The organism is Flavobacterium ichthyis, assembly GCF_009915155.1.
Taxonomy (GTDB): domain Bacteria; phylum Bacteroidota; class Bacteroidia; order Flavobacteriales; family Flavobacteriaceae; genus Flavobacterium; species Flavobacterium ichthyis.
Genome location: NZ_JAABLM010000012.1, coordinates 22,038 through 37,832 on the forward strand (window position 1 = coordinate 22,038; position 15,795 = coordinate 37,832).

Here is a 15,795-nt window from a genome sequence, read left to right on the forward strand (position 1 = left end):
TTTCCCAAAAATACAAATTAAATCCCTCGGTATTAATCTTCTTGTGCCAAATCCCGCCACTTAACGCCAAACCATTCCACTTCCGTAAATGCTTTTGTCACCTGCTCTAAATTTATGGTTCAGGTAATAATTCTAAATAAAATTCTATATGGATACACAACACAAAGACCTATCGTATTTCAGATTACGACTACAGGAACTACTATATACCAGCTTTCCTGAAAAGGCATACGACAACAAGTTTATAGAACAACGTTCATCGTGGGCAGCCAATGCCTATGAAAGTGCTTTTCGTTCAGGAAACTCCATCGACCAGTGCGATGAGATCGCTAACTACATCCTTTTTGAAGGCTTACGCTTCTCCAAATTCGACACCGTTTTTCAAGTGGTATGCAATGAGTTTGATTCCCTAATGGCAGACGAGGAACTGCGACCGTTCGCACTTAAAATGTTCCCTGTCTGCGAGCCTATTTTCTCCAGCTATGAACTAACCGATGACTTCGCAAACGGTCCTGAGTTTGACCTGCTCTATACCGAAATAACCGGAACCATCGCAATCTGGATAGAGGAAAATGGGCTTCAGTAAACGCCAACATCTCCAACTGAATATTGATGCCTTACGAATTGCTTTTAAACTGCAAAAGGAGAAAAGACAAGCCACCGTAGGCGAAAGACTGCTAATGAGGCAATACAGCGGATTTGGCGGTCTTAAATTCGTGCTGAACCCTATAGAGAATGCAATAGACATCAATCACTGGAGAAAGACGGAACACGACCTGTTTCCGCTAACGCAGGAACTCCACACACTACTCAAAGAAAATTCTGAAGACGATAAGCAATACCGCAGGTATGTGGATAGCATGAAAAGCTCTGTACTGACGGCCTTTTATACGCCACCACAAATCATAGATGCGGTTTCCGCAACCTTACGTGAAAGCGGCTTGGACATTCAGAAATTCCTTGAACCCTCCGCAGGGATCGGCTCATTTATACAATCTTTTTCGGAAAATCAATCGGCAAATGTTACAGCTTATGAGAAAGATTTGTTGACAGGCAAGATTTTAAAACAGCTTTATCCGAAAAGCAATATCCGTATAAGTGGTTTTGAGGAAATCCCCGAAAAAGAACAAAACAGCTATGATGTGGTTGCGAGTAACATACCGTTCGGCGACACATCCGTGTTTGATCTTTCTTATTCCAGAAGTAAAGACACAGCCAAAGTACAAGCTGCACGAAGCATTCACAATTACTTCTTTCTGAAAGGTACTGATATGCTCCGTGAGGGCGGTTTGTTAGTTTACATTACTTCACAAGGAATTTTAAACAGCCCAAAGAACGAACCGATACGCAGGGCATTGATGCAGGATAATAATCTGATTTCAGTTGTTCGCTTACCCAACAATCTTTTTACAGAATATGCGGGTACAGAAGTCGGAAGCGACCTGATTATCCTCCAAAAGAATACGGCAAAACAAAGCCTGACAGATGCGGAAGAATTCTTTTGCCAAAGCAAGCAAACGCAGTATAATACGCCTGGCAATGCACTTTTTCAGGACAGCACAAGGATTGTGCATACCGAACAGAAATTAGATACCGACCCATACGGAAAGCCTGCATTAATTTTTACACACAAAGGCGGGGTTACAGGAATTGCCAAAGACCTGAAACAAATGCTTATGAATGATTTTGAAAAGCATTTGGATTTGAATTTATATAAAGGAAAGCGTAACGATGAACCTGTTATACAAATTCCCATAACACCGCAACCGCCAGTTGTAGAACCTGTAGTAATCAGTCAGGAACGACAGTTATTAGATACACCTACAATTATTCAGCAAAGTCAACAGGAATTAAAGCAGTTAAGCATTTTCGATCTGTTTGAAAATATAGATGAACCGGTAGCGGTTCTTGCTCCGCCTAAGAGTACGACGCAAGCCAAAAGGCAAAGCACTAAAGCATACCGCCGTGCAGTAGGTCGCCAGACCGATCTGTTCAATGGGATACAGCAACCTTATACACCTCCGATTACCGATAGAACCGCCAACGGAAGCCCATCTACCAATGGCAAAAAACAGGAAGCCATCGGCGACCTGTTTTCGGGCATTAATGATAATAGCCAGGCTGCTCAACCTTCCCTCATGAATACTATTCCCGAACTTGCTCCGTATGGTGGAGAATTAAAATCATTCCACCGTAACGATTGCCTTGTATTGGATAATGGTTGGGTCGGTCATCTGCAAGATGTAGATACATCAAATGGTAAGGCTGTATTCCACCCATTGCAATTACCAGCCTCACAAAAAGCAAGAGCTGAAGCCTACATTGCTGTACGTGATGTTTACCAAGATCTTTATAACAAGGAGGCGAAGCTTCAGACCGAACACAAAGAAGAAAGAGAAAATCTTAATCAATTATACGATGCCTTTGTCAAAAGGTACGGAAACCTCAACAGTGCCGATAATATCAAGCTCATCAAAACGGACAGCTCAGGAAAAGAAATCCCTTACTTGGAGCGTGTGGTTGGTGGCGTGGTACACAAAGCCGATATATTCAGTCGCACTGTAAGTTTTTCTACCTTAACCATAACAACGGACAATCCTGAAGAAGCATTAGCGGCCTCGCTAAATAAGTACGGAAACGTGGATATGGACTATATGTCCGAAATCAGCGGTATGACTGATGACGCTTTGAAAGAAGACTTACACGGTCGTATTTATTACAATCCTCTACAAAAGGAATACGAAATATCCGAACGCTGGATTGCAGGTAACGTTGTGGAAAAAGCCCAAGAGGTACAGAACTATATTGAAAACAATCCCAATGATATCGAAGCCAAAGCAAGCCTCACCGTTTTGGAAGAAGCCCGACCAAGACGAATTGAGTTTGAAGAATTGGATTTTAACCTAGGCGAACGTTGGATACCCACTGGTATTTATGGCCGGTTTGCTTCACATCTTTTTGATACGGAGGTCAGCATTCATTACTCGGAGAGTTCTGATGATTTTTCTGTAAGCTGTAAACAAAAGAATGTTCATATATGGGATAAATACGCCGTAAAAGCTGAAAGCCGGACGTTTGACGGGATTGCTCTGCTCAAACACGCCCTTGTCAATACTACACCTGATATTACCAAAAAAGTGATGGTTGGCGATCAAGAAGTCAAGGTACGTGATATGGAAGCCATACAAATGGCGAATACTAAGATTGATGAAATCCGAACCGCTTTTACAGACTGGCTTCATGCCCAAAATGATGAATTTAAGACTAGACTTACCGACAAATACAACGACACGTTTAATTGCTTTGTCCGTCCGAATTACGACGGAACTCATCAGGACTTTCCCGGTTTAGACCGCAAAGCACTCGGAATTGAAGATTTGTATTCCAGCCAAAAGGACACGGTTTGGATGATTAAGCTGAACAATGGTGCTATCTGCGACCACGAAGTAGGTGCAGGAAAAACATTGGTAATGTGTACGGCAGCCCAGGAAATGAAGCGTTTAGGGTTGGCTCATAAGCCTATGATTATCGGGCTAAAGAGCAATGTACACGAAATTGCCGAAGCTTACCGTACCGCTTATCCACACGCAAAAATATTGTTTCCGGGCAAAGAAGATTTTACACCCCAAAAACGCCAACGTATTTTTGGCGATATTAAAAACAACGATTGGGATTGTGTTATTCTCACACACGACCAATTCGGAATGATACCGCAATCGCCCGAAATACAAAAGGAAATATTCGAACTCGAATTGGACAGCGTGGAGCGTAACCTTGATGCCCTGCAATCGCAAGGCAAGGAAGTGACCAGAGGAATGCTTGCCGGTGTAATCAAGCGAAAAGAAAACCTCGAAGTCAAACTCAAAACCCTGCAACACGATATTGAAAATCGTAAAGATGATGTGGTAGATTTTAAGATGATGGGTATAGACCATCTGTTTGTGGATGAAAGCCATCAATTTAAAAACCTGATGTTCAATACAAGGCATTCAAGGGTTGCAGGATTAGGGAATGTGGACGGAAGCCTGAAGGCTATGAACCTGCTTTTTGCTATCCGTACTATTCAGGAACGTATCAATGCCGATATGGGAGCAACCTTTCTTTCGGGAACAACGATCAGCAATTCTTTAACGGAGCTATACCTGCTCTTCAAATACCTGCGCCCACGGGCAATGGAAAAACAGGGCATTCATTCCTTTGATGCCTGGGCTGCTATTTACGCAAGAAAAACGACTGATTATGAATTTTCGGTTGCCAACAATATTGTTGCAAAAGAACGTTTCCGGTATTTTATCAAAGTGCCAGAGTTGGCACAATTCTATTCTGAAATTACGGATTACCGGACAGCAAAAGATATAGGCATTGACCGTCCTGAAAAGAACGAGGTACTGTATAACATACCGCCTACTCCAGACCAGGAAGTTTTTATCCAAAAACTGATGGAATTTGCCAAATCGGGAAATGCTTCTTTATTAGGAAGAGCTCCTTTATCTCCGTCAGAAGAAAAGGCAAAAATGCTCATCGCTACGGACTATGCCCGCAAGATGTCTTTGGATATGCGTATGGTAAGCGGTACGTATGATGACCACCCCGACAATAAAGCTTCTCATTGTGCAGTAAACATTGCTAAGTACTACAACCAATACAACTCACAAAAAGGAACGCAGTTCGTTTTTTCCGATTTGGGAACCTACCAGCCAGGCGAATGGAATGTGTATTCTGAAATCAAACGCAAACTTGTGGAAGACCACGACATTCCGGCTCATGAAGTCCGCTTTATACAAGAAGCAAAAAATGATAAGCAACGCAAGGAGCTTATCAAAGGGATGAACGAAGGCAAAATCCGTGTACTGTTCGGTTCAACCAGTATGTTGGGTACTGGTGTGAATGCACAAAAAAGAGCCGTTGCCGTTCATCATCTCGATACGCCGTGGCGACCAAGCGACCTTGCCCAAAGGGACGGCAGAGCTGTTCGTAAAGGCAATGAGATCGCCAAGTTTTTTGCAGAAAATAAAGTAGATGTAATCATTTATGCCGTAGAAAAATCATTGGATAGCTATAAGTTTAATCTGCTATACAATAAGCAACTTTTCATTGACCAATTAAAAAATAATAACCTCGGCAAGCGAACTATTGATGAGGGCAGTATGGATGAAAAATCAGGAATGAACTTTTCGGAATATGTGGCTATACTATCAGGAAATACAGACCTGTTGGATAAAGCCAAATTAGAAAAACAGATTGCCGGATTGGAAAGCGAAAAGCAGGCTTTCAATCGTTCTAAATTTGGTGCCAAGTATAAGCTGGAAGACTATTCAGCAGAACTTGACAAAGCCAAATCCCGCTTTGATCGTATGAGCCTCGACTGGGACAATTTGCAGCAACGCATACAAATGCGGTCGGATGGTACTGTTGCCAACCCTGTTATGCTATACGGTTTACCGCCTAATGCCGACATCAAGCAAATCGGCACAAAACTCAATCAGCTTGCCGATAAATCACGTACAGGCGGGGGGTATGAAGAAATCGGAAGCCTTTACGGTTTTCAGCTTTTAGTAAAAACAGAAATGTCGCAGAAAGAGGGCATTGATATTCGCGTAAACCGATTTTTGATACAAGGTGAGGGAAATATTAAATACACCTACAATAACGGTATTATCGCCAAAGATGAAAAATTGGCATCAATGAATTTCCTGAACGCTTTGGAAAAACTGCCCGGCTATATCGAGCAGGAACAAAAGAAAATTGTAGAAATACAAAAAGATTTGCCTGTTCTTCAGGAAGTGATTAATGGTACCTGGTCTAAAGAAACCCGGTTGAGCGAACTCAAAACGGGACTTGCTGCCGTTGAACGGAAAATTCAGTTGTCAATCATACCGGAACCTAAAGACGAACCGGTGGTACAGGCTGAAAAACAAAAAGAAGCTATAACATTTCGTAAAGCATTTTAAAGACCCTTTATGTCTCATCCTGTTCGTCCATTTTTTTAATGAGAGCATCTCGCAAGCCATCAAGAAATTTTGTTCTATTTATTTTCCGGGATTTTAATTCCATGAATGTGTGATAAAAATCACCTAGATTGATATTGAAAACTTTCTCAAATGTTTTCGCAATATTTTTTATGTCAGCGTTGCCATTATCAAATAATCCCTGTAAATATAATGCATAAATCAACTCTGTTAAAGCTGTTTTGCTACCAGTCCAATTTAGAGAGTAGCTATCAGGGTTTATGACCTTCTTTTTATTGGATAGCTGATCCTCGATATAAACCTGTATCTGATCATTGGCTATGATTTTAGCAACTTTATAATCATGCGAAGTCGAAAACCTATGGTCGGTTTCAAAGTATACCGTGTCCAAGCTTAATTTAAGATCATGCTTTTCTCTAACAAAAAGCTTCTCATCTATAAATGAATTGTTGGTTCTGTAATATCTGTAAAACTCAAGATTATTATCAAAAAACCTTTTGAGCTTTGCTAATTCCGCATTCAATACTTTTTTAATAGCCTTCGCTTCGTTAGGTTTTTTTGTTTCTATTTTATAAATGGCATTGTAGTAAATAAGCTTAGCAACAATCACGGGCTTTTGATGCTTAAAAAAATGTATTTCTTCTTGTAAGTTTTTAAAGCCTTTTTTGATTATAAATTCTTTCAATTCAGATAGTGTCCTAACAATAAGCTTTATAGCCGCTTCAATTCTTTGTAAAGAATAGTCGGTATCAATCTCCAAATCATTGATGGCAATTTCTAATTTAGACAACTTTTCATTGTAAAATTTTTCCATAAGATTTGGTGTTTATAGTTTATTCTATTCTTTCACAACTGTAGCCTAAATTTTGTATAGATTTAATAATCCCCGCTATCTCAATATCCTTCTGAGTTGCTTCCACTCTAAAAATTTTATCTTCATCTTCAAGATCAAAATTAGTTTTGTAGCATGGATATTCATTTAAGAAAGAAACAATTATGTTGTTCGCATCTTTATTATTCTGAACATTTGTCTTAAAAATTTCAACTATTTTCATTTGAAATTCAATCATTTAGTGTTACACTATCTCTTCGAAAAAGGTGATGGTATTTCCACATGCATCGATTAGTCTAAAATCTCTTTGCCCCCAAGGCTGAATACCAATGGCTATTGATTGATCTATAGCCCCAGTTATCAAATAGGCATCATATAATGACTGAATATCAGACACCTGAAATCTACATGAAGCAACATCTTTGTTATTATCAATTTCCTCTAAATATAGCTCGACGTCATCAATACTCATCCGAGCAAACCCATTCTTCTTATATATACAATCAAACCCTAGCTTTATCTGATAGAATTCAATTGCCTCCACAATATCGCTCACGCGAAATTGTGGGGCCACATTCTTAAATTTCATAATCAGGATTTAAAAACGGTATCTGACACCTACGCCGAATGTCAAGTTAGTACTTAACCCATAATACGGATACTTCGTAAACATATTCTTAATATCTTTTTCCGCATATGCAAAACTTCGCAAGGCTGTAAAACCAACATTTCCAGTATACTCAAACTTCCCAGCTTTATAGGTTCCCGCAAGTTCAAACGGCAACTGCCAATAGTTCATAAGTCGGTTGTTTATTCCGTTTTTCAGCTCAACGTCATACGATATGGTCTGTGGCTTAAATGCAAATCCAAGCTTAAAATTATCATTATATTTGTAGCCAACACCAATAGTGTACGCAAGACCATTTCCCTCATCCGGTACGCGGATATCAAAATTAAATCGCTTTCCGAAATTCCAATACACTGATAAGGCCGGCCAGAACATAGGCTTACCAAGGTTGTTGTGTATGATCGCTCCAAACCCTAACCTAAAGTTCGGAGAGAAATTTCTAATGAACAGCACTCCACCCGTCAGAAAAACATCATTAAAATCAACAGCAATAAAATCCGTATTCATTGATGCACTAGCAAGAATTGTATAGGCCCATCTATTATTCATCGTGGCGTAATAGGAAACACCGGCACTAATAGAATAAAGATTATCTGGGAGTATTTCTTGGTTATAACCAGAATTTGAAAAAGAGGTTTGCCTTCCAAAAAATGCTCCGTTTAGCAATTTTACCTTACCTGTGGTTGTATCTATTTTCTGATATAGGCTAAGATGAGAGCTGGCCGAATATTCTATCATTCTCGTACTACCCACTCTGGAAAGACTGTCTAGCGGAGGGACGTATTTAGAAGTCGGATGGTATTTTACATTAAACTCAACATCGTTCCCTTGCGCACTACAGAAATAAGGAACAAAAATAATTAACCCTAAGATTAATCGTAACGAAATAAAACAGCGATTTATCATTTTTAAATTTTTAAATATCTTTTTTGCAAAAGTGAAACTAATCGATTTGGCGGAGTATCATGAAAAGCACTATTAGTTTCGTAAAAGGGATTTTGTGTAATAAACAAGTAATGGATTACTGTCCTACCGAATTGTCTACGGCTTATTTTGCGCAGTCTTTATTTCGTCTTCGAAGAGCACTTTAAGAAAAATGTAGATAAAGGCTATACAAATCAGAAAAAATAGAGCAACTAATGTCGAAATGACGATAATAATAGTTAGTACAATTTCCATAACCTATCTTTTCCATCTTTTATGTGACCACAACCATACGTGTGACTGCTCTTTTATATTTTCAGTCAATAAGCGAACATATTCTTGGGTTATTTTACGCTCATCCGTGAATTTTGCAAGGAAACATATCGGTATGAACTTTATTTTATAAGATCCGGCTGAAAGCTGGGAAATGTTTAGATAGACTACTCCTGAATTGCTCTTCCGAGCCAATTTTTCCATACCGGAAAAAAAATACGTTTTTTGGTTCAGAAAGGAAAAACTGAATTTTTCATCCTTGATAAGTGGACATTGATCCGCTAGGAAAAGATAGATAGCTGTGCTAGTATCTTTAGATTGAATATGTTTAGCAACCGATTTATCAGCAATTAACTTCATTCCGAAACGACCACGGATTTTAATCATAAGTCTGTTCATTACCTTAGACTTTAAAGGTTTGTAAACCGCGTACACTTCCTGATCAATTTTGTAGGAGAGCAAATTCAGCAATTCCCAATTCCCACAATGCCCAAGACAGGCGATTATGTTTTGACCAGAATGTATATACTTCTCTAATACCTCGAAATTTTCAAAAATGATGTTTTTTTGCAAATCAGTTGGTGAAGACGAGATAGTCTTAAGAATTTCTGCAAAATAAGATATGAAGCATTTATAAAACTTTTTTGATATGCTTTGGATTTCATCATATCGTTTATCCGGAAATGCTCTTGAGATGTTTTGGATTACTACCTCTCTTCTGTAACCAATTATGTTATACACCAACCAAAATGTAATGTTAGATAGGCAACGAAGAAGTCTGACCGGTAACAAACTAAAAGAATAAATTAGAATGTAAGAACACCAGTATGCTAAATTAAGAAAGGCGTTTTGTTTTTTCATAGGTAAACGCCTTCTGAGTGATAGGGATCTGTAACAGGAATTTTGCCTGTTAAAATGTAAAGTTTCATATTTGCAGTATTTTCTGCAAATATGAATTTATTGGTTTCGATGGGCTGTCACAAAAAGGAATAATAGTTTCCTAAAAAGGATTAACGCTATCTAAATTTGTTGGGAGAACGTCCGTAAAACTTTTTAAATGCATCACTGAAGTGACTTGGAGTTGCAAACCCCGCTTCATAAGCGATTTCAGAAATAGGTTTTGTATCTAATGAAATCTGTTTGGCGGCATACTTTAATCTAGCCTCTTTCAAATACTGAAATACTGGCTGACCAAACAAAAACTTAAAACCGAATTTCAACTTATAGACATTTAACCCAACCTCTCGGCTCAGAGAATTTAAAGTGAAATTAGCTGATAAGTCAGAAAGAATAATATCGCGGACATCATGTAATTTCTTGATGTCTAATGCAGTTAGTTTTCTTCCCGATAGCAAATCGTCTTCCAGATAAAGTTGACCTATCTGTAATGCCAGCAACTCTAAAACTTTTGCTTCTATTAATAGTCGCTCTACAGCTTCGTTGTGACCTTCTTGATCTAAACCATTTAGCAATTGTAGCATTTGCAGGGTGAGGCGTAAATTTGGCGCACTGCCCAGACTAAAACTCTTTCCGCTAACTACATTCGACGCAATTTTATCTGTAACTCTCCCACCTCCATGACTTAGCTGCATGAAGTAGTCTGGTGCAAAACTTACTATAGTAAGCCGCAAATCTTTTTGCTTTTTAAAGAGTGTTTCATTGGTGTTATAAGAATTATAGATCAGGTTGTGCTGCAGCGCACCAATTTCCCAAAGTCCATTGTTTACTGAATTACATTGAATTAATCCTTTTTCAACAAAAAATAGGCTCACCACATTTGGTGCATCAACCGTTTGAAGGGAAATATCCTCAAGAACATTTACCTGATGCCTCGCAATGTGCGTACCGCAGTATTTAATTTCATGTGCATGACTATTCCAAAAACTTTCATCACTTGAATATTTCAATTTGCTATAAGATTGAAAAGAGAGGTCGTTTTCTGAAATACTATCCATCTCAGATATAATACTCTTATCACTTCTTGAAATAATTACCTTCATAATACTCCCTTACATTAAATGTTATTACTTTAATTCCTATCGGGTTATTAAAGTATGATTATCTTTTTTGCGGTTCAATGGCTTGATATTGTTTAAGCTTTTCTGTAAAAGCCTCTTCATTTATTGGTTTTAAAAATTTCTCTTCCGATACAGGATATTTTTTCAAAAGAGATATAGGTCTAATAGGTCTTCTCTCAAATCCCCCTCCACAATTAGGACAAACATTGAATAAAATATCATCCACACAATCTATACAAAACGTACACTCAAATGTGCATATCATCGCTTCCACACTATCATTAGGGAGCAATTTCCCACAGTTTTCGCAATTGGGTTTTATTTTTAGCATTTTATAGTATAAGTTTATTCATCTTCGAAACAATTATTATCCTAATCAACTTGAATTTATAATTGAATGTTCTACTTTCTCCAATTTATGTTGCAAATCTGAATTATACTATAACTGCATTAATATGGTATTGAGCTCTGTAATCTACAGGCGAAACACCCACAAATCTTTTAAACAGTTCCCTGAAGGATTTCTCGTCAGTATATCCACAATCCAACATTACTTGTAACGGGGATTTATCGGTCTCTTCCAAGTCAACCTTCGCTAATTCTATTCTTAATTTTTGAACATATTCTAAAGGTGTGTTTCCTGTAGCCTTCACAAAACGTCTATCAAAATTCCGGCGGCTCATTGCTAGGTTTTTAGAAAGTTCTTCAAAAGTAATTTTATCTCTGACATTCTCTTCTAAGAAATTTTGAGCCTTCAATACGATTGCATCACCGTGCTGTTTTTGGGTGTTAAATATCGCAAACGAAGATTGTGATCGACGGCCAATATCAATCTGAAACATTTTGCTGCACAGAATAGCAGTCTTTCTATCGAAAAATTTTTCAACAAGAAACAAAGCTAAATTCAGAAAGGAATATCCTCCTGCATTAGTATAAATTCCATTTGCTTTTGTCAACACATCCATACTCACCTTTACTTTTGGAAACTTAATCCTCAGCTGGTCGGCAGCATCCCAATGAGTTGCACATTCCTTACCATTTACTAAACCTGTAGCTGCCAATATGAAGGCGCCTGTACATACACTTGCTATCTCCGCTCCCTTGCTATATTGTTTCTTTAACCATTCAATAAGATGCGGTTGATTATGTAGCACTTCGTCATACTGTTGCGATAGTGATGGAATAATTATTAAATCTGCTTTTTCAATCCTATCAATGTGAATTTGGGGCAGGAATTCTGCTCGGAATAAATTTGCTCTTCTCGCAATTTGCAAATTTATTTGAGACCGATTTCCGTTATTTTTCCAATGGTCATCCGCCCAAATAATTATTTCGCTGATAGCTGTAATACTGCTCCAGTTCTTTAATCCTTCTGGTACCAAAAACATAACCTGATTCATGCAACAAATATAAGAAAAAAAAATGTCCATATCGCCCTAAAAAATGTCTATTAAGCCCTATGTATTCACAATTGCTCCTTTTAACTTTGAAAAATCAAACTAAAATTAAATGAGGTCAGTCGAATTTATAGCCGTATCTGCTGCATGTATGATGCTTACTGCGGTAGGCATTGATGTAATGCTGCCAGCATTTAGAGATATTCGCCACGACTTTGGACTAAAAGAAAATGCACAGAATACAGCATACATTGTTACAGTGTTTTTTTGGGGGCAATTTTTCCAAATCATATTCGGACCAATGTCTGACCGCTTAGGCAGGTTATATGTACTTCGTGTAGGATTTATGCTTTATATTGTTGGAAGTGTTGTAGCGGCATTGTCGGGGAGCTTAACCCCCATGATAGTTGGTCGATTTATAGCTGGTGCGGGTGCTTCAGCTGTATTTATGACTATTATTGCCATAGTTAGAGACAAATTTAGTGGAGATAAAATGGCTCGTGTTATGTCATTTATTTTTACCGTCTTTTTGTTTACCCCTGTTGTTGCGCCGTTCTTAGGCTTAGCGATCCTTAAACTTTCAGACTGGCGTACGGTATTTTTTGTACCACCTGTATTTGCCGTGATGGTTTTTTTCTGGTCTCTGCGTATCGAAGAAACACTGCCTTCAGCCAAGCGTTCTAGCACTAAAGCTTTTGATCTATTTCCACTGCTGCATAAAATAATTAAGCAACGTTCTTTCTTACGCTACACTTTCATTACTACTTTGTTATTTGGCGGTATCAGTTCCTATGTTTCAAATGCAGAATTTATAGTCAGTGATATATATAAGAAGCCAGAACTTTTTACTTGGGTTTTTGGCTGTATTGGGCTAGCAATGGCCATGGGGGCACTACTCAATTCCAAATTGGTGGCTGTTTATGGTGCAAAGAAGGCAATTAATAAACTCTTGTTCTGTTATTTGATTATTGCGATAGTAATGTTAGTTGGTGTCGGCGTAAATATGCTTTTGCCCAATATCTATTTCTTTTTTGGTTGTATCGCCTTGTTGTTGGGAATTAATCTCGCTGCGGAACCCAACAGCAGTTCTTTGGCTATGAAACATGTTGGTGAATATGCAGGTACGGCTTCGGCACTTTATGGCACATGTTTTTTCTTTGGTGGAGCGATGATAGGTACATTGATCAGTTACTTTATTTCATTTGGTCTCATTGCTATGGCTATTGGTTTTACCGTAATTGGAGTTTGTACATTTTATCTAAATATAAAGAATAAAGAATAATAATCCCTTTTACGAAACTTAAAGTACTTATTTGGATAGTGTAATTGTACTATAAAAACTAAATTTGAACAAACTTTACATTACATTTTCAACTTAAAAAATTGAAGTTATAATGATAAATAAGCTCAGTAGAAGTTTGAGCTAATCAAATAGGTTATAAAACGAGAAAAATAATATTGGATTTAGCGGTATCGCTGGCTGATCATTAGAAGTTCGAATCAATCATAAAAAAGATAAATAATTAACAAAGTATTTTGCAAGGAACTGAATATTATATAAAGGAATGTCTACTAAAGCAATTTGATATTTCTTGGCAACTCTTAAATTATCATTTAAAAGATTTGTCCATAGAAGAATGCTTATGGCAACCAACCGAAAAAGGAATTTTTTTGATTAAAGTTGATGATAACAATTACAAAGGTAGCTTTCCCGTGAGCGAGAGCTATAACATCGGTGCGCCGAACATAGCGTGGCTTACTTGGCATATTGACTATTGGTGGTCTATGGTAATAAATCACACTTTTGGTAATGCCACTTTAGATGCGGATATGATTGAGTGGAATCCATCTATTCCGGATATACAGAGAAAATTTTATGAATTAAAGAATAACTGGGTAGAAATCGTTTCAAATTTATCTATGTCTGATCTACAATCTACTGAACTTGCTAAATTCCCTTTAAAAGATTGTCCGTTTAGTGATATAATAGCATGGTTGAATTTAGAATTGATGAAAAATGCATCTGAAATAGGTTATGCTAGATTCTTGTTTGGTAACCGACATAAACAAATTGATTATTAATCCATTTAACATACAAAACTTTTTAATATAATGGTTGATATAAGACATACCCTAGTAATTGAGGCAGCTCCTCATACTATTTACAATGCACTAACCACAGCAGGTGGACTTTCAGCGTGGTGGACTCCGAATGTTCAGGCTATATCGGAAGTTGGTAGTATTGCCAAATTTCCCTTTGAAAGAGATTACGTAAAGCATATGGAAATCGTGGAATTGTTATCCGATGTATTTGTCAAATGGCGATGTGTAGAAGGAGATAAAGAGTGGATTAATACTGAGATTAACTTCAAGCTTGTGCAAAAAGATTTGCCATCGTTACAGATGGAACACCCGGAGGTTAAAGGCCAACTTGAACAAAACAAAACTACAGTAAAAACCGTACTTATTTTTGAACACAGAAACTGGAAAGCGTATAGTCCATCTTTTGCCGAATGCAGTTATACCTGGGCAATTTTCCTCCGTAGCCTGAAATTATATTGCGAAACCGGTAAAGGTACACCTTGGCCTTCACAGCATCAAATCTCTTAGAATTAGCAGCTATGAAATATTTAAGGGCGATTTTCTTTTCCATTGCTATATCTTTTGTAAGCTGTCATGCAATTGCTCAAAATCATAATGAAGTAATTGGAAAAGTACTTTACATCTCAAGTAGCGTAAATATTAGTGGAGAAAACTTTATCTATAGTGAAGTCAAAATTATCAATAAGAGTAAATTGCCCATATCAATTTTTTCCGCAAACGTGAAAACAAAAACTGACAAATACTTATACAACAAATCAAATGAGCAACTGGAAAAGCTGTCGAGTATAAATAGTAGGGATTTGCCGGTTGGTGATAGCTGTATTTTTTATTTTGACATCCCGCATAAACAGCTTGAAAACGGAGAGCCTTTACTATTTGTTTTTGATTATAATGATAGTCTGGGTAAAACACTTAAATTAACTCTCGTGGCAACCTTTTCTGCTCAAAAGCCCACGGTTCTTGCCGCTCCACTAAATGGGAAAAACTGGGTTGCAATTTATAATTCTGAGTGGCAAAGAGGGCATAGACGGGTATATTATACGGTTGAAGGACAATCTAGAATTCCTGGCCGCTTTGCCATAGATTTTGTGAAGTTGGACGACGAAGGTAAGCTTTGCCGACAGCAACCAGAAGTAGTAACAAACTATTACAGTTATGATGAAGATGTGTTGGCTGTTGAGGATGGGACTGTTGTTTCGTTAAGAAATGACTTCAAAGAAAGTAAAACTATTTCGGGCAATCAGTCGCATACAGAAAACGATGCTTCAGGTAATTATTTGATTTTGGAAATTGGATATGATTTGTACGCTTGTTACGAACATTTGAAACCTGGATCTATACCATTCAAAGTTGGAGACAAAGTTAATAGAGGCGATGTTATTGCAAAAGTTGGTTTCACAGGTGATGCGTCTGAACCTCATCTTCATTTTCACGTTGCCGATAAAAATTCGGTACTCGGTGCGGAAGGACTACCTTTTGTTTTCAAACAGTTCAGTTACGAAGGTATTTATGATGATTTTAGCAGTTTTGGAAAACAGCGATGGAAGTCACTCAACAAAACCGAAATTAGGAGGTTCTTACCAAGTCGCCCTTTGCAAAACTCAGTAATTAATTTCCCCAACTGAATTTTTGTGTAAACCATTAATAATTA

14 protein-coding genes are annotated in these 15,795 nt (G+C 37.8%); 6 read left to right on the forward strand and 8 right to left on the reverse strand.

Annotated features, from left to right (window positions below; genetic code table 11):
• Positions 1-148 precede the first annotated feature (148 nt).
• Positions 149-586, forward strand: a complete 438-nt coding sequence (locus GV828_RS10260; RefSeq protein WP_166537410.1) for a DUF1896 domain-containing protein — start codon at positions 149-151, stop codon at positions 584-586.
• Positions 573-5,951 carry an N-6 DNA methylase gene (locus GV828_RS10265; protein ID WP_166537411.1) on the forward strand — a complete coding sequence of 1,793 codons (5,379 nt, stop codon included), beginning with the start codon at positions 573-575 and terminating at the stop codon, positions 5,949-5,951. Before GV828_RS10260 ends, GV828_RS10265 begins: the two co-directional genes overlap by 14 nt.
• Before the next feature lie 7 nt (positions 5,952-5,958).
• Here the strand turns inward: GV828_RS10265 and GV828_RS10270 are convergent, their stop codons facing one another.
• The 8 genes from GV828_RS10270 to GV828_RS10305 all read right to left on the reverse strand — a co-directional run bounded on the left by GV828_RS10270 (position 5,959) and on the right by GV828_RS10305 (position 12,044).
• Entirely contained in the window at positions 5,959-6,783 is an 825-nt protein-coding gene (locus tag GV828_RS10270) for an RteC domain-containing protein (RefSeq protein WP_166537412.1), read from the reverse strand.
• 19 nt (positions 6,784-6,802) lie between these two features.
• A complete protein-coding gene (locus GV828_RS10275) occupies positions 6,803-7,024 on the reverse strand; it encodes a methyltransferase type 11 (RefSeq protein WP_166537413.1) in 222 nt (73 codons plus the stop codon).
• 21 nt (positions 7,025-7,045) lie between these two features.
• Positions 7,046-7,390 carry a VOC family protein gene (locus GV828_RS10280; RefSeq protein ID WP_166537414.1) on the reverse strand — a complete coding sequence of 115 codons (345 nt, stop codon included), beginning with the start codon at positions 7,388-7,390 and terminating at the stop codon, positions 7,046-7,048.
• A 9-nt stretch (positions 7,391-7,399) separates the two neighbouring features.
• Positions 7,400-8,335, reverse strand: coding sequence for a DUF6268 family outer membrane beta-barrel protein (locus GV828_RS10285; protein ID WP_166537415.1), 936 nt, complete (start codon positions 8,333-8,335; stop codon positions 7,400-7,402).
• 276 nt (positions 8,336-8,611) lie between these two features.
• Complete coding sequence (locus GV828_RS10290) at positions 8,612-9,487, reverse strand: lysophospholipid acyltransferase family protein (RefSeq protein WP_166537416.1); 876 nt, start codon at positions 9,485-9,487, stop codon at positions 8,612-8,614.
• Between the two features lie 155 nt (positions 9,488-9,642).
• Complete coding sequence (locus tag GV828_RS10295; protein ID WP_166537417.1) at positions 9,643-10,626, reverse strand: helix-turn-helix domain-containing protein; 984 nt, start codon at positions 10,624-10,626, stop codon at positions 9,643-9,645.
• A gap of 58 nt (positions 10,627-10,684) precedes the next feature.
• Complete coding sequence (locus tag GV828_RS10300; protein ID WP_166537418.1) at positions 10,685-10,975, reverse strand: DUF1272 domain-containing protein; 291 nt, start codon at positions 10,973-10,975, stop codon at positions 10,685-10,687.
• A 103-nt stretch (positions 10,976-11,078) separates the two neighbouring features.
• Entirely contained in the window at positions 11,079-12,044 is a 966-nt protein-coding gene (locus GV828_RS10305; RefSeq protein ID WP_166537479.1) for a GlxA family transcriptional regulator, read from the reverse strand.
• Between the two features lie 109 nt (positions 12,045-12,153).
• On the opposite strand from GV828_RS10305, the gene GV828_RS10310 reads away from it, so the two are divergent.
• The 4 genes from GV828_RS10310 to GV828_RS10325 all read left to right on the forward strand — a co-directional run bounded on the left by GV828_RS10310 (position 12,154) and on the right by GV828_RS10325 (position 15,769).
• On the forward strand, positions 12,154-13,323 hold the full coding sequence (locus GV828_RS10310) for an MFS transporter (protein WP_166537419.1): 1,170 nt from the start codon (positions 12,154-12,156) through the stop codon (positions 13,321-13,323).
• Between the two features lie 254 nt (positions 13,324-13,577).
• A complete protein-coding gene (locus GV828_RS10315; RefSeq protein ID WP_166537420.1) occupies positions 13,578-14,123 on the forward strand; it encodes a DinB family protein in 546 nt (181 codons plus the stop codon).
• A 30-nt stretch (positions 14,124-14,153) separates the two neighbouring features.
• Positions 14,154-14,651: an SRPBCC family protein gene (locus GV828_RS10320; protein WP_166537421.1), complete on the forward strand. Its 498-nt coding sequence runs from the start codon at positions 14,154-14,156 to the stop codon at positions 14,649-14,651.
• Positions 14,624-15,769 carry a M23 family metallopeptidase gene (locus GV828_RS10325; RefSeq protein ID WP_166537422.1) on the forward strand — a complete coding sequence of 382 codons (1,146 nt, stop codon included), beginning with the start codon at positions 14,624-14,626 and terminating at the stop codon, positions 15,767-15,769. Before GV828_RS10320 ends, GV828_RS10325 begins: the two co-directional genes overlap by 28 nt.
• Positions 15,770-15,795: the final 26 nt, after the last annotated feature.

Excerpts from the sequence above, each read along its gene's own strand:
- GV828_RS10260 (WP_166537410.1), top strand. The coding sequence starts at position 149 with ATGGATACACAACACAAAGACCTATCGTATTTCAGATTACGACTACAG.
- GV828_RS10265 (WP_166537411.1), top strand. The coding sequence starts at position 573 with ATGGGCTTCAGTAAACGCCAACATCTCCAACTGAATATTGATGCCTTA.
- GV828_RS10270 (WP_166537412.1), bottom strand. The coding sequence starts at position 6,783 with ATGGAAAAATTTTACAATGAAAAGTTGTCTAAATTAGAAATTGCCATC.
- GV828_RS10275 (WP_166537413.1), bottom strand. The coding sequence starts at position 7,024 with ATGAAAATAGTTGAAATTTTTAAGACAAATGTTCAGAATAATAAAGAT.
- GV828_RS10280 (WP_166537414.1), bottom strand. The coding sequence starts at position 7,390 with ATGAAATTTAAGAATGTGGCCCCACAATTTCGCGTGAGCGATATTGTG.
- GV828_RS10285 (WP_166537415.1), bottom strand. The coding sequence starts at position 8,335 with ATGATAAATCGCTGTTTTATTTCGTTACGATTAATCTTAGGGTTAATT.
- GV828_RS10290 (WP_166537416.1), bottom strand. The coding sequence starts at position 9,487 with ATGAAAAAACAAAACGCCTTTCTTAATTTAGCATACTGGTGTTCTTAC.
- GV828_RS10295 (WP_166537417.1), bottom strand. The coding sequence starts at position 10,626 with ATGAAGGTAATTATTTCAAGAAGTGATAAGAGTATTATATCTGAGATG.
- GV828_RS10300 (WP_166537418.1), bottom strand. The coding sequence starts at position 10,975 with ATGCTAAAAATAAAACCCAATTGCGAAAACTGTGGGAAATTGCTCCCT.
- GV828_RS10305 (WP_166537479.1), bottom strand. The coding sequence starts at position 12,044 with ATGAATCAGGTTATGTTTTTGGTACCAGAAGGATTAAAGAACTGGAGC.
- GV828_RS10310 (WP_166537419.1), top strand. The coding sequence starts at position 12,154 with ATGAGGTCAGTCGAATTTATAGCCGTATCTGCTGCATGTATGATGCTT.
- GV828_RS10320 (WP_166537421.1), top strand. The coding sequence starts at position 14,154 with ATGGTTGATATAAGACATACCCTAGTAATTGAGGCAGCTCCTCATACT.